The organism is Microbulbifer litoralis, from assembly GCF_023634065.1.
GTDB classification, from domain to species: Bacteria; Pseudomonadota; Gammaproteobacteria; order Pseudomonadales; family Cellvibrionaceae; genus Microbulbifer; species Microbulbifer litoralis.
In genome coordinates, this window is sequence record NZ_JALKCV010000004.1 from 244,160 (window position 1) to 258,355 (window position 14,196).

Sequence of the window (14,196 nt, forward strand, 5' to 3'; positions counted from 1 at the left end):
GCAAAGCACACCAGGCGACGGGCCGCGCCCACCGCCGGATTCCTACCCGTATACCTGTGCCAGCCGCAGCGGGCGGATATTCATCTGCGCCTCCCGCTGCAGGCAGCGCTGTAACAGTTGCGCCAATTGAATGCGGTAGTGTTCACCGATCGCCGCGCCGGCATTTTTGCAGCGCAGCTCCATCACCTGCAATGCGTCCAGCTGCCCCTGCCGCTCGGCGGGGAGGTCCGGAATCTCGGCGCCGCCAACCCGCTGCTGTAATGCCTCGGCCAGTCCCAGTTCGCGCAGTGTCGTCGATTGTTCGACCGCGGCGGCCACAAGCTGTAGTTCCTTCGCCGCCAGGCCATAGAATTTCTGTACCGGTTCCCACTGGGCCGCATCCAGGTTGAGGTTGTCGATCATCAGGGTGCAGACAGTGGCGTAGTGATCCAGCCTGTCCAGGTGCGCCGCCAGCGGCCGGTAGGCCTCCAGTTGCTGCAGCGACCGCTGCGCGGACGGCCGGTCGCCGGCGGGCATCGATTCCACTGCGCGCTGGACGCGCAGGTAGAACACCCGGAACACCTGCTCCAGCTGTGACTCGGCCTCTTCCCGGCGCGCGCGGTTGTCCTTCAGGCTTTCGTCCGCGGCGGCGGGGGTTCCGCCACTGAGGAAAAAATCCCGCGGTTCGATCTTCACCTGGGCACGGATCAGGCCGGCCCCCAGTTGAATGGCAGCGCTGCGTCCCCGCAGGTCTTCCACCCGCAGTTGCAGGTCCCGCACCTCCACCAGCTTGCCCCGCAGCCAGTCGACGGCCGCCTGCAGGTCCATTGCCGCCAGTTCCTCACTGGCGGGCTGCTGGTCGGGCAACAATCCCTGCAGGGGCACCCGGTTGAAATATTCTCCCAGCACCTGCAGCGATTGCTCGGCCTCCCGGCTGGCCTGCAGGAGCTGCCGGTTGTCCACCGGCCGGCTCGCGGCGTCGGCGATGGCCGCGCTTGTGCGCTTGCGCCATTCGGGCAACTGCCCGACCAGCTTCTGCACAGAAAATTCCCGCTCGACCAGCGCCGGCAATTGCAGGTCCTCCACCCGCGCAATACGTTCATTGTCGGCCGCCTGGGCGCTGTCCCAGGCATCCGAGGTCTGTGCCATCGCCAGTTCGATATTGGAGCGGGTCTCGTCATCGAGCGATTGCAGCGTCCAGTGCACCGCTTCGGGATAATCCGCCAGTCGCTGGCCGGCGATCGCGGCCTCGCGGTTGATTTCGGCAACCACCAGCTCCGCGTGCACCAGCTGGTGCCACTTTTCGGCGAAGCGCACGAATCCGTCGCTGCCCAGTACCCGGGCCGCGCACGCATCGCCGCGGTATTCCAGCTGCCGCGCCAGCGGTGCCGTCACGGAACAGTGCAGGTCCAGCAATCGCTCCACCACCGGAACCAGCACACTGCCGCAGGCACCCAACGCCCGGTGCAACGGCCGCAGGGGCGCCGCTGGCCCGCCGTCCGGCGCCGCGATAGTGCGTCCGTTTTCCAGTGCCCACTGCATCCACTGCAGGCGGCGCGCGGTGCCCAGCGCCAGCAGTGCCGCCACGCCCCGCAGGCGGCCGGAGTAGACACCGGCGGCACGGGCCACCAGCGCGGCAAACTCGCTTCCGGACAGGGAACTGACGGCCGCCAGACCCAGGTCGAGATTCAACCGCCGCGCAAACAGGTCTTTCAGCCGCAGCGGTCGTGCCTTCACTTCAGCGCCGGCGTGCAGGGACAATTGTGCCGGTACCGGCAATCCGGTTTTTTCCGCCAGCACCTCCAGCAGCAGGTACAGGCCCCGGGCATCGCTGCGCGCCAGCGGCAGGCCGCCCCGCCCTTCCGTATCGAACCGGCTGGCGGCGCACAGCGGCCACAACAGCAGTGCGGCGACAAAGCCGATCAGCGACAGGCTGACGATACAGCCGACGACGACCCACGGGCCGAACTCCCCCGCCAGAATTGATTGCGGCAGACGCCACAGTGAACGCAGGGCGCTGTAGCTACAGAGTAACGCCAGGCAGGCAAAGAGCGACGGTACCAGTGCCGCCGCCAAGGCACCGAACAGCAATTGCAGCCGACCGGCCAGGGACTCACCGCTTCTCGCTTCCTCATCTGCGAACAGCTCCTGCACCTGGGCCCTGGCCCGCGCCGTATTCTCGTTCACACTCGATCCGGAAGCCGCCGGCCTGTCGCTGGTGGTGTCTCCAGGTTTCCTTTTCGCGGCTTGGGGTGCCGTCGCCGCCGGCGCTTTTTCGGCAACTGCGCCAGCCGGTGTGGCGCTGCGCGCGCGGCGTTTCTGTGCAAACTCGAGCTTGGCCACCAGGCCGCCGTTGTCGAACCTGCCCGCCGGGAAAACATCGACCCGCAGGCCGATTTTCTGCAGGCGGGTCTGGTATTCCACGACCTGCTTCGAGGTGAGTCCGTCCTTGATCACCCAGCCTTTCAATAGCAGGCGTTTCGCCTGGGCGGCGGGAATGGAGAAACTTCTGACCGCCTCCTGCACCACCTCCAGCGGCGGTTTGGATCGCAGGGTTTTTCCCGCGGAAACGACTTGATACATTTCCTGGCCAGACATAATCGAGCTCCGGTAGAGATGGCGGCGACACATCCCGTGTCTATGGTCCGCGGAGCCTAAAAGATTCCCCCGGTGCGCGGTGCGCACTGGTTCTCAACGACACCGGCCACCCATCGGCGCCGATCCAGAAAAGCGGCAACCCGCACAGCCGGAGCGTGAAGCAGATCGTTATTGGCGCGACGATTATCCGTTGGCGACAGGATCAACCGGCCGGGGCGAACAGCTGCAGCACCCGGTCGGCCAGCTCCGGCAGCGACAGGCCCCGGCTGCGGGGCTTGAACCAGGTATGGGTGTGGGTCAGCGCGCCCAGCAGCAGGCGCCGGGCCAGGGCCGGGTCTTCGCAGGGGTTGCCGGCAGCGGCGATGACATCCCGCCAGAGTTGCTCGTAGTCATCCCTCAGCCGCAATACCCGCTTCTGGCTCTGCGGCGACAGGCTGCGCCACTCCACCACCAGGATCGAGAAACCTGGCACGGCGAGACCGTGAATCGCCTCCAGCTCGCAGACGATACAGGCCCGCAGCTGCTGCCGCGGCGTGCCGGCCCGCGCCACCGCCTGTTCCATCCGCGCGCGGGCGAAGACGGTGACTTCCCGCATGACGCCGCAGAGAATCTCTTCCTTGCTGGCGAAATGGTGGAAGATACTGCCGGACAGGATCCCCACCTCGGCGGCAATATCCCGCACTGTCGTGCGCGCAAAACCCTTCTGCTCAAACAGCCGCGCGGCCGCATTCAGCAGCCGCCCCCGGGGCGAATCCGGATCGGTCAGCAGGCCGTCGGCAACCAGCGCGCTGACGAGCTGGCGCGGCGAGGGCACCCCCTGCGATTTCCCGGCCCCACCGCCACTTTGCTGCACACTGTTCGACATCATCACTCCACTGCGGGTATAAACCGATTGAATACCAAGCGCTTGCTTGGTAGCGTTAAGCCATTCTGCGGTTTCACCCCGGCGGGTGCAAGGGCCGGACAGCCGCGACCACGGAGAATAACAATGCCCCATCGCAGCCCCTTCAATGGTCCTGGCCGCGCCACAGGATCACAGGTAACCGGGAACCTCAAAGCGGAGGGCAACCCCTGATGCAACCCATCGACTCCGCGCTGGACACCAGCTCTGCCGAATTCAATGACAACCGCGCGGCGATGCTCGAGGCCATCGAGCGGTTTCGCGCAGCGGAACGAAAGCCGGTAGAGGCGGAGTTGCAGAAAGCGGAGCGCTACCGCGAACGCGGCTGGCTGCTGCCGAGGGAACGCCTGAACCGGCTGCTGGATCCCGGCGCGCCCTTTATCGAACTGTGCGCACTGGCCGGCTACAGGCTCTACGACGACCGCGACGGCAGCGGTGCCGGCGGTGGCGCCATCTGCGGTATCGGCAGCGTCGGTGGCCGGCGCTGCCTGGTGCGGGTGGACAACTACGCGGTCAAGGGCGGCACCATTTCGCCGGCCGGTATGGACAAGGCGCTGCGCATGCAGCAGATAGCGCGGGAAAACTGCCTGCCGATCGTGACCCTGGCCCAGAGCGGCGGCGCCAACCTGACGTATGCAACCGAGACTTTCGCCCCCGGCGGCCGCGGTTTCGCCAACCAGGCGCGGCTGTCGGCCGCAGGCATTGTGCAGGTCACCGTGGTGCACGGCGGCGCCACTGCCGGCGGCGCCTACCAGCCCGGGCTGTCGGATTACGTGGTGATGGTGCGCGACCAGGCGGGCATGTACCTGGCCGGCCCGCCGCTACTGAAAGCCGCCACCGGCGAAATTGCCGACGGCGAGACGCTCGGCGGTGCGGAAATGCACTGCCAACAGTCCGGCAGCGGCGACTACCTGGCGGAAAACGACGAGGACGGCATCCGCCTGGCGCGGGAAATCGTCGCCAGCCTGCCCCACCCCACTTCCGCGCCACTACCGACAGAGTGGCGGCAGCCCCGCTATCCGATCGACGAATTGCTGGGCCTGGTTCCGGCGGACAGCAGGAAACCCTACGACGTGCGCGAAGTCCTCGCCCGCATCGCCGACGATTCCGCCCTGCTGGATTTCAAGCCCGAATTCGACCGCCAGACTTTCTGCGGCCATATCCGCATCGAGGGGCACCCGATCGGTGTCATCGGCAACAACGGTCCGATCACGCCCGCGGGTGCCAACAAGGCGGCGCAGTTTATCCAGCTGTGCGAGCAGAGCGGCACGCCGCTGCTGTTCCTGCACAATACCACCGGTTTTATGGTCGGTACCGACGTCGAGCAGCAGGGCATCATCAAGCACGGATCGAAAATGATCCAGGCGGTGGCCAACACCAGTGTGCCCAGGATCAGTATCGTGGTCGGCGGCTCCTACGGCGCCGGCAACTACGCCATGTGCGGACGCGGTTTCGACCCGCGCTTTATCTTCGCCTGGCCGAATTCCCGCACCGCGGTTATGGGCGCAGCCCAGGCGGGCAAGGTGTTGCGCATCGTCAGCGAACAGAAGATGCAACGCAGTGGACAGGTGGATAAGACGGCACTGGATAAACTGGAAACCGATACCGCCGCGTTTATGCAAGCCGGCTCCGACGCCCTGGCCTGCAGCGCGCGCCTGTGGGACGACGGCATTATCGATCCGCGGGATACGCGCAAGCTGCTGGGTATGTTGCTGGAGATCTGCCGCGAGGCGGAGCTGTCGCAAGCGAGAAAAAACACTTTCGGCGTGGCCAGGTTCTAACAGCAGAGCCCACCTGGGTGCGCCGGGCTCCGGCTCGGCATCGCGACCAACTGCCACTCCCGGCCGGACCACTCCTACAAACTCAAGTTTCGGAGTTGAGAAACCTTGAAAATTGGCACAGAGCCGGGTGGCCGGGAAGCGGAAGAAACAACGGGATAAAATAATGAGACTCACCGACGAACACCGCGAACTGCAGCGCACCGTACGCAACTTCGTGCAGCGGGAAATCAATCCCCACGTCCCCGAATGGGAACAGGCTGGCGCCTTCCCGATCTGCGAACTGTTCCGGCAACTGGGCAAGCTGGGGCTGCTGGGTATCGGCAAGTCCACGGATTACGGCGGCCTCGGTCTCGATTTCAGTTACGAAATGGTCTTCCTGGAAGAGTTGGGTGCGGCCCATTGCGGCGGTGTGCCGCTGTCCATCGCCGTGCAGACCGCCATGTCCACGCCGGCACTAGCCAACTTCGCCAACGATACGCTAAAGGGGGAATTCCTGGGCCCGGCGATCCGCGGCGAGATGGTGGGCGCCATCGCTGTTTCCGAACCCGGCGCCGGCTCCGATGTGGCCGGTGTCAAGACCACCGCGGTGGCCGACGGCGACGACTATATCGTCAACGGCAGCAAGATGTGGATCACCAACGCCCCCTGCGCGGATTTTTTCTGCACCCTGGTCAACACCGGCGAAGGCAAGCCCCATCGCAACAAGTCGCTGCTGATCATCCCGGCCGCGACAGCCGGCGTGCGCGTGGGCGAAAAACTGGACAAACTCGGTATGCGCTCCTCGGAAACCGCGCCGGTATTTTTCGACGATGTGCGCGTACCGCAACGCTACCGCATCGGCGACGAGGGCGCGGGCTTCCTGCTGCAGATGCTGCAGTTCCAGGAGGAGCGGCTGGCCGGTGCGGCGCTGAGTATCAGGGGGCTGGAAAACTGTGTCGGCAGCACCATCGACCAGGTGCGCGAACGCCGCGTCTTCGGCGCACCGCTGCTGGATAACCAAACGGTCCACTTTGCCCTCGCCGAAATGCAGACGGAGGTGGAGTGCCTGCGCGCACTCACCTGGCGGGCGGCGGAGGCCTATGTCGCCGGCGAGGATGTCACCACCCTGGCGTCGATGGCGAAACTGAAGGCCGGACGCCTGTCGCGCAGCATTCCCGACCAGTGCCTGCAGTTCTGGGGCGGCATGGGTTATATGCAGGAAACACCGATCAACCGCGCCTACCGCGACAGCCGCCTGACCGCCATCGGCGGTGGCGCCGACGAGGTGATGCTCGGCATCATCTGCAAACTGATGGGCATACTGCCCGGCCGGCGCAAGCGCGATGCGGATGGAGAGTGAGGCGGAAATGGAAACACTGCTGATCGCCAACCGCGGCGAAATCGCCGTGCGCATCGCGCGCACGGCCCGCGCCGAGGGCTACCGCACCGCCGCCATCTACAGCGACGCGGATCGCGATGCGCTGCATGTGCGGGCCTGTGATACCGCTATTGCCATCGGCGGCAATACGGCGGCGGATTCCTACCTGCGCATCGATAAAATCCTGGCGGCCGCCAGCCGTGCCGGCGCCACTGCGATACACCCGGGCTATGGCTTCCTGGCCGAGAATGCCGATTTCGCCCGCGCCTGCGCCGATAAAAACCTGCGCTTTGTCGGCCCGTCCGCCGATACCATCGAACTGATGGGCAACAAGCGGCGCGCGAAAGACTTTGTCGAGGCCGCCGGCGTGCCCTGCATTCCCGGCTACCGCGGCGGGCAGGACGACGACACACTGGTGGCGCGGGCCCGCGAGATCGGTTTGCCACTGATGATCAAGGCCGCCGCCGGTGGCGGCGGGCGCGGCATGCGCCTGGTAAAGGACGACAGCGAACTGGCGGCGCAACTGCGCTCCGCGCGCAGCGAAGCCCGCAGCGCTTTCGGCAGCGACGAACTGATCCTGGAAAAGGCACTGCTCGGCGCCCGCCATATCGAGATCCAGGTATTCGCCGACAGCCGCGGCAACACCATTCATCTGGGTGAGCGGGACTGCTCGATCCAGCGCCGCCACCAGAAAATCCTCGAGGAATCGCCGTCGCCGGCCGTCGATCCGCCGCTGCGCGAGCGCATGGGCGCAGCGGCCGTGGCCGCCGCGCGCGCCTGCCGGTACCTGGGGGCGGGCACGGTGGAATTCCTGCTGGATCGCAATGGCGATTTCTATTTCCTGGAAATGAACACCCGCCTGCAGGTGGAGCACCCGGTTACCGAAATGGTGACCGGTTTCGACCTGGTCGCCTGGCAACTGGCCGTTGCCCGCGGCGAGTTGCTGCCGGTGACGCAGGACCGGGTTCCACAGCGCGGCCACGCGATCGAAGCGCGCCTGTACGCCGAGGATCCGCTGAACGGATTCCTGCCCCAGAGTGGCCGCATACTATACTGGCGCGAGCCGGCGGCCACCGGCATCCGGTTGGATCACGGTATCCGCGAGCATACCAAAATCTCCCCCTACTACGACCCGATGCTCGGCAAGCTGATCGCCTGTGGCGACAGTCGCGGGCAGGCGCTCCGGCGATTGCGCGCGGCGCTGACGCAACTGCAATTGATCGGGCCGAAAAACAATATCCCCTTCCTGCTGGCCGTTCTCGATGATGCGGGCTTTGCCGCGGGCGAGTCCGATACCGGCTTCCTCGATACTTTCCATTACGGCGAGCAAGCGGACAACCCGGAGCCGGAAATTTTTGCCATCGCCGCCGTACTCAACCACCACCGCCGGCTGTCGCCGCGGGACCGGCACAGCGGGCGCGCCAACTGGTGCAGCGGCGACAACAGCCTGCCGTTGGCCTACCGGCTGCAGGCGGAATCCGGGCAGCGGACCTGCGCGCTCCGCTGCAGCGGCACGGATCGCTACCGGGTTCTTGTCGACGAGCGGGAGGCGTTCGAGGTACGGGTTCACTCGATGGAGGAGACAACGGCCAGTCTCTCGGTCGATGAAGTGCGACAGCAGTGCACCTGGCTGCATCGCGACAATCGCCTGCATCTTTTGCGGGCGGGGCGGCAGTGGCAACTGGCAGATATCACCTGCTCCCCCGCTTCCGCCACACAGGGCCCGGGCAGCGGCAGGATCACCGCGCCGATGGATGGCTGTATCGTGGAAATGATGGCGGAGCTGCAACATCCGGTGCGCCGCGGCGACACCCTGGCGGTCATGGAAGCGATGAAGATGGAGCACCCGCTGAAAGCGGATCGCGACGGCACCGTTACCGCCGTGTCAGCGGCCCCCGGCGAGCAGGTGCGCGGCGGCCAGCTGTTGATCGAGATTGCCGAAAAATGAAAGCGGATAAACCTGCCGGAAACAGACGTCCCTACCCCTGCCCATTCCACACATCGTGTTCGACCCCCTCGATATTGTATTTGCGCGCATCGAAAACCGGTTCGAGCACACCCTGCGCCCGCTGCGCCTCGTAATCGCCCAGCACCCGGAAGGCGACACCGGACAGCAACAGGATCGCCAGCAGGTTGGCGGAGGCCATAAAGCCCATGGACATATCGGCCATATTCCACAACAGGGCAAAATTCTCCGATTTGCCGCTGTAGGCCACCCAGGCACCGAACAGGATAAACACGATATAAAGCGCGCGATAACAGAATATGGCAGTGCGCGTGTGCCAGAGGAAGAAGATATTGGTCTCGGCGTAGTAGTAATTGGCGATAATGGAAGTGAAGGCAAAAAACAGCAGCGCAATGGCGACGAAACTGCCTCCAAGAGGGCCTATTTCACTGGCCAGCGAATCCTGGGTCAGGGTCACGCCCTCCATGGTGCCGACCATATAGACATCCGACAGCAGAATAATCGCCGCCGTTGCCGTGCAGATAACGATGGTGTCGAGAAAGACCGACGCCATCTGCACATAGCCCTGCACCACCGGATGCTTGACGTCCGCGGCGGCCCCAACGTTCGGCGATGAGCCCATACCCGCCTCATTGGAGAAGAGCCCCCGCTTGATACCGCTGGCGACCACGGCCCCGAAAGCCCCGGCGCCCGCTTCCTGGAAACCGAAGGCGTTGGCAAAGATCCGGGCCATTGCCGCCGGCAGCGCCTCCAGGTTGATCGCGATGACAAAGAGCGCGATCGCGATATAGGCCAGTGCCATAAACGGCACTACGATACTGGCAAAGCGACCGATGGTGTGGATACCGCCGAACACGATAATCGCCGCGACCAGCGCCACGATCGCGCCGACCAACAGCGGGTTTACACCCCAGGCACCGTAAATCGCCGACGCCATGGCATTGGACTGCACCGCATTGAAAAAGAACCCGAAACAGATCACCAGGAAGATGGAAAACAGCACCGACAGCCACTTCCATTTTCTGCCCAGCCCTTTCTCGATATAGTAGGCCGGGCCGCCGCGGAAGGTCCCGTGCTCCTCGCCGCGCTCCTTGTAGGTCTGCGCCAGGGTGTTCTCGATAAAACTGGTGGCCATGCCCACCCAGGCCACGATCCACATCCAGAACACCGCCCCCGGGCCGCCGGCGGTAATCGCCACTGCCACGCCGGCGATATTGCCAGTGCCGACGCGCGCGGCGGCGCTGGTGGCAAACGCCTGGAAGGAGGTGACCGAGTCCGCGTGCTCCTTCCTGAAGCTGCGCTTCATGACCCCGATCATATGGCCGAAAGAGCGAAACTGGATAAAACGGCTGTGCCAGGTGAAGTAGAGCCCCGCCGGCAGCAACGCAGCAATCAGGATCCCCAACCACCAGACGCCGCCGATACCGCCCCAGGTGACCGCACTGCCCCAGCCGATGAAAGTCGACAGCCAGTCCAGAAAAGCCTGCATGCCACGCTCCCGCCGACGCCAGCCCCACACGAGGACTGTCGCAAAAATTTACGCCATGGGATAAGCCTAGCCCGGATATTTCATCAGGGGCCACGATGATCGCGCCGAGATCTGTGCGCTCAGTGCGTTTTGGATGAAAAACATCCTTGTTTTTCACCCTGCGGGCGCCCTGGTGGGCGTCCAAATCCTATCCTGTAGGATTTGTGCGGCGTACATGCATGCTTATTGCACGTATTAGCCGCAAAAATGTGCTGAGCGTGCAGAGATCAAGCGAGGGCGTGGCCAGCGTTGGCCGGTGACAATCTGCCCCCGGGGGAAATCCCCGAAAACATTAACGAAGACATAGAGTTACGCTAAATACTAAGCGGCCTGGTGAAATATCCGGGCTAGCAGGAGAATATTTTCCGCAAAGCGATGCGGGGAAAAGGGCCGATGTCCCGGCAGTCAGCGGCCGCCGCGGACGCGGCATTCACAGAAAGATTTCACGCGCCCGCTGTGGAGAGACCACCGTGCGGCCACATTCCTCCGCCACCGTGACCAGCGCCTCGATCAACTGGCCGTTGCCGGAGGTGCGCCCGCCACCGGGCAGGTAAAAAGTGTCCTCGACACCGCTGCGCAGGTGGCCGCCCAGTTCCGCCGTCCTCCGGTGCAGCGGCCAGATCTCCTCGCGGCCGATAGCGGTGCTCTGCCAGAGCGCGCCGGGTTTCATATACTTCGGTATCAATTGCAGCAATTCGGGATCGGTGGGCATGCCGGAGGCGACGCCCATGACCAGGTTGTAGTTGGGACGCTCCACCATGCCGACATCGCTGTACATGCCCACCGAGCGCACGATCCCCAGGTCGAAACATTCGAACTCCGGCCGCGTGCCGGTTTCGCGGCAGACCGCCAGCAGCTCCTCGATCTTGTCTACCGGATTCTCGAATACCATCGGCGGCCAGGCCCAGGTGCCGTTGGAGCGGACCTTCAGGTAATTCAGGCTGCCGGCATTGCAGGCGGCAATCTCCGGCCGGCCGGCGCGGATACAATCCAGCGCGCCCCGCTGGTCGCGGCCGATGGTACCGGTGGTGAAATTCAGGATCACGCCCGGACAGGCGTCGCGGATGGCATCGGCAATCGCCAGCGCCACCTGCGGGTCCCAGCTGGGCAGGTGTCCCTTGCCCGACTCCTGGGCGCGGAAATGGATATGCATTACCGAGGCGCCGGCATCGTAGGCCTCGCGGGCCGACCGCGCCATCTGTGCCGGAGTGACCGGTACCGGGTGCTGTTCCGGGTTGGTCAGTACGCCGGTCAGGGCGCAGGTGATCACCACTTCGTCCGACATGGCGGGCTCCTGTGTTTTTTCATTTATCGTTATTGTTCCGGCCGGGCGTGTTGCACCTGTAACAGCGAGCCGGCCTGCAACCGGGGTTTAACAGCAACTGCCTGTCACCAAAACATCACCAGGCCGGAACCAAGCACTTGCTTGGTTTTTTGAGCCTAGCACAGCCCGGCGGGCGACAAAAGTTGTGCCGCGGCAGCGGGCTCGGCAAAATGCGGCGCAAATCGAGACAAGGAATCCGGATCATGAGTGTGCAGACAGCCCCCTACGGCAGTTGGAAATCCACCATCGACGCCGACCTGCTGGTCCGGGGCAGCGTGCGCCTCGGCGAGGCCAGCCTGGTGGATGGCCGCTGCTACTGGCTGGAATCGCGGCCGGCGGAAAAGGGCCGCTCGGTGCTGGTACAGCACTGCCCGCAAAAAGGCCGCCGCGATGTGGTACCGGCGCCGCTCAGCGTGCGCTCCAAGGCCCACGAGTACGGCGGCGCCAGCTACCTGGTGGACGGCAACACCGTCTACTTCGTGCTGGCGGAAGACCAGCGCCTGTACCGCATGGATATGGACCGGCAGGTACCGGAGCCGCTGACCGCCGAGGGCCCCTACCGCTACGCCGACCTGCAACTGGATCGCAGGCGCGGCCGCCTGCTGTGCGTGCAGGAGGACTTTTCCGGCGAAGGTGAAGCGAGAGCCCGCATCCTGGCGATCGATCTGGAACAGCCCCTCGAGCGCGCGCCGCAGGTGCTGGTCGAGGGCGCCGATTTCTATTCCAACCCGGCGCTGAACCCGACCGGCGACCGGCTGGCCTTCCTGCGCTGGCAGCACCCGGATATGCCCTGGGACGGCACCGAACTGTGCCTGGCGGAGATCGCCGCAAGCGGCGCCCCGGAAAATATCCGCCCGGTCGCCGGCGGCACGAGCGAATCCATTTTCCAGCCACAGTGGTCCCCGGAGGGCGAGCTGTTCTATGTATCCGACCGCAGCAACTGGTGGAATATCTACCGCCTGGGCGAAGACGAGCCGCTGTGGCGCAAGGACGCGGAGTTCGCCACCCCCCAATGGGTGTTCGGTATGTCTACCTACGGCTTCCTGAACTCCGACGAAATCCTCTGCACCTATACCAGCGAAGGCCGCTGGCACCTGGCCAGGATCGATATTCACGACCGCAGCCACAAGGCGATCGAGCAGCCCTACTGCGATATCGAGAGCCTGCGTTGCGAAAGCCATCGCGCGGTCATGATCGCCGCCGGCCCCAGCCGCTTCCCGGCGGTGGTCGGCTTCGACAACCACTCCGGCGACTTCACCACCATCGCCAGCAGCAACAGCAGTTCACTTCCCGAGGCACTCTTCTCCCGCGCCCAGGAAATCGAGTTCCCGGCCGGGGAGCGGCAGGTATACGGTTTCTACTATGCACCGCACAACCCCGATTTCGAAGCCCCCGCAGGCGACCTGCCACCGCTGATCGTATTCAGCCACGGCGGCCCCACCGGCGCGACCTCCGCCGGCCTCAACCTGAAGATCCAGTACTGGACCAGCCGCGGCTTCGCCATCCTCGACGTCAACTACTCCGGCAGCACCGGCTACGGCCGCGACTACCGCGAGCGCCTGAAGGACAACTGGGGCATCCTCGATGTGGAGGACGTCTGCGCCGGGGCCGAATACCTGGTGGCAAAGGGGCTGGCGGACCCGCAGCGTCTGCTGATCAAGGGCGGTTCCGCCGGCGGCTACACGGTGCTGGCCGCGCTGACCTTCCACGACACCTTCAAGGCCGGCGCCAGCCACTACGGCATCGGCGACCTGACCACGCTGGCGCGGGACACACACAAATTCGAATCCCGCTACCTGGACAAGCTGGTGGGCCCCTGGCCGCAGGCCGAAACTGTTTACCGCGAGCGCTCACCGATCGAACACGTCGGGCAACTGAATTGCCCGGTGATTTTCTTCCAGGGGCTGGAGGACAAGGTGGTGCCACCCAACCAGGCGGAGACCATGGTGAATGCATTGAAACAGCAGGGCATTCCGGTGGCCTATATCACCTTCGACAACGAAGGCCACGGCTTCCGCGGCGGCGACAGCATCAAGATGGCGCTGGAGGGCGAGCTGGAATTCTACAGCCGCGTATTCGACTTCCCGCTGCCGCAGCCGGGCCCGGGCATCACCATCGAGAACCTGGAATAACAGTATGGGCAGATGGAGACCACCGCGCCGGCGCGGTTCCCGCTATATCACCCCCGAGGGCGCAAAACGTATGCGCGAGGAGGCCAGGTTCCTGTGGGAGGAGGAGCGCCCGCGCGTGACCCAGGCGGTAAGCGATGCGGCCAAACAGGGCGACCGCTCGGAAAACGCCGACTATATCTACGGCAAGAAACGCCTGCGGGAAATCGACAGCCGCGTGCGCTTCCTGACCAAACGCCTGGAAGAGATCACCGTGGTGGACCAGATCCCGGAGGAGCGGGAAAAGATCTTCTTCGGCGCCTGGGTAACACTGGAGGACGACGACGGCAATACCCTGACCTACCGCATCGTCGGTCCGGACGAATTCAATGTGCGAGAGGGATTGATCTCGATGGATTCGCCGGTGGCGCGATCATTGCTCGGGCGGCGGCTGGACGACGAGGTGGAGCTGCGTATCGACGAACGCTGGGTGACCCACTATGTGGTGGAGATTCACTATCAGGAGCCGTAAACAAAATCCGCGCTTGCCGGGACTATGGTATCGACCGTTCCGGCGATCGGCTGCGTCCCAGCTCCCTCCTCCCGGGCGGTAAACGGAGTAAAAGAATCACCAGAGCACGAAATCGGACGACG

9 protein-coding genes are annotated in these 14,196 nt (G+C 64.6%); 5 read left to right on the plus strand and 4 right to left on the minus strand.

Going from position 1 to position 14,196, the window contains the following annotated elements; genetic code table 11:
• Positions 1 to 42: 42 nt before the first annotated feature.
• Positions 43 to 2,577 carry a hypothetical protein gene (locus tag MWN76_RS08535; RefSeq protein WP_250460975.1) on the minus strand — a complete coding sequence of 845 codons (2,535 nt, stop codon included), beginning with the start codon at positions 2,575 to 2,577 and terminating at the stop codon, positions 43 to 45.
• A 202-nt stretch (positions 2,578 to 2,779) separates the two neighbouring features.
• The gene (locus tag MWN76_RS08540; protein WP_250460976.1) at positions 2,780 to 3,442 is read right to left on the minus strand and encodes a TetR/AcrR family transcriptional regulator; all 663 of its coding nucleotides are present in this window, start codon (positions 3,440 to 3,442) and stop codon (positions 2,780 to 2,782) included.
• A 209-nt stretch (positions 3,443 to 3,651) separates the two neighbouring features.
• Here MWN76_RS08540 and MWN76_RS08545 point away from each other — a divergent pair, with 209 nt between their 5' ends.
• The 3 genes from MWN76_RS08545 to MWN76_RS08555 all read left to right on the plus strand — a co-directional run bounded on the left by MWN76_RS08545 (position 3,652) and on the right by MWN76_RS08555 (position 8,564).
• Positions 3,652 to 5,259 (plus strand): acyl-CoA carboxylase subunit beta, encoded by a 1,608-nt coding sequence (locus tag MWN76_RS08545; RefSeq protein WP_250460977.1) that lies wholly within the window; start codon positions 3,652 to 3,654, stop codon positions 5,257 to 5,259.
• Positions 5,260 to 5,422: 163 nt separating this feature from the next.
• Positions 5,423 to 6,598: an acyl-CoA dehydrogenase family protein gene (locus MWN76_RS08550; protein ID WP_250460978.1), complete on the plus strand. Its 1,176-nt coding sequence runs from the start codon at positions 5,423 to 5,425 to the stop codon at positions 6,596 to 6,598.
• A gap of 7 nt (positions 6,599 to 6,605) precedes the next feature.
• Positions 6,606 to 8,564, plus strand: a complete 1,959-nt coding sequence (locus MWN76_RS08555) for an acetyl/propionyl/methylcrotonyl-CoA carboxylase subunit alpha (RefSeq protein WP_250460979.1) — start codon at positions 6,606 to 6,608, stop codon at positions 8,562 to 8,564.
• Between the two features lie 31 nt (positions 8,565 to 8,595).
• On the opposite strand, the gene MWN76_RS08560 is transcribed toward MWN76_RS08555, so the two are convergent.
• Positions 8,596 to 10,071: an alanine/glycine:cation symporter family protein gene (locus tag MWN76_RS08560; protein WP_250460980.1), complete on the minus strand. Its 1,476-nt coding sequence runs from the start codon at positions 10,069 to 10,071 to the stop codon at positions 8,596 to 8,598.
• Positions 10,072 to 10,540: 469 nt separating this feature from the next.
• Positions 10,541 to 11,395 carry a beta-keto acid cleavage family enzyme gene (locus MWN76_RS08565; RefSeq protein ID WP_250460981.1) on the minus strand — a complete coding sequence of 285 codons (855 nt, stop codon included), beginning with the start codon at positions 11,393 to 11,395 and terminating at the stop codon, positions 10,541 to 10,543.
• A gap of 242 nt (positions 11,396 to 11,637) precedes the next feature.
• Between MWN76_RS08565 and MWN76_RS08570 the strand changes: the two genes are divergently transcribed.
• Entirely contained in the window at positions 11,638 to 13,566 is a 1,929-nt protein-coding gene (locus MWN76_RS08570; RefSeq protein ID WP_250460982.1) for a S9 family peptidase, read from the plus strand.
• 4 nt (positions 13,567 to 13,570) lie between these two features.
• Positions 13,571 to 14,074 carry a transcription elongation factor GreB gene (gene greB / locus MWN76_RS08575; protein ID WP_250460983.1) on the plus strand — a complete coding sequence of 168 codons (504 nt, stop codon included), beginning with the start codon at positions 13,571 to 13,573 and terminating at the stop codon, positions 14,072 to 14,074.
• Positions 14,075 to 14,196: the final 122 nt, after the last annotated feature.

Coding starts and splice junctions, on each gene's coding strand:
- MWN76_RS08535 (WP_250460975.1), bottom strand. CDS start 2,577: ATGTCTGGCCAGGAAATGTATCAAGTCGTTTCCGCGGGAAAAACCCTG.
- MWN76_RS08540 (WP_250460976.1), bottom strand. CDS start 3,442: ATGTCGAACAGTGTGCAGCAAAGTGGCGGTGGGGCCGGGAAATCGCAG.
- MWN76_RS08545 (WP_250460977.1), top strand. CDS start 3,652: ATGCAACCCATCGACTCCGCGCTGGACACCAGCTCTGCCGAATTCAAT.
- MWN76_RS08550 (WP_250460978.1), top strand. CDS start 5,423: ATGAGACTCACCGACGAACACCGCGAACTGCAGCGCACCGTACGCAAC.
- MWN76_RS08555 (WP_250460979.1), top strand. CDS start 6,606: ATGGAAACACTGCTGATCGCCAACCGCGGCGAAATCGCCGTGCGCATC.
- MWN76_RS08560 (WP_250460980.1), bottom strand. CDS start 10,071: ATGCAGGCTTTTCTGGACTGGCTGTCGACTTTCATCGGCTGGGGCAGT.
- MWN76_RS08565 (WP_250460981.1), bottom strand. CDS start 11,395: ATGTCGGACGAAGTGGTGATCACCTGCGCCCTGACCGGCGTACTGACC.
- MWN76_RS08570 (WP_250460982.1), top strand. CDS start 11,638: ATGAGTGTGCAGACAGCCCCCTACGGCAGTTGGAAATCCACCATCGAC.
- greB (WP_250460983.1), top strand. CDS start 13,571: ATGGGCAGATGGAGACCACCGCGCCGGCGCGGTTCCCGCTATATCACC.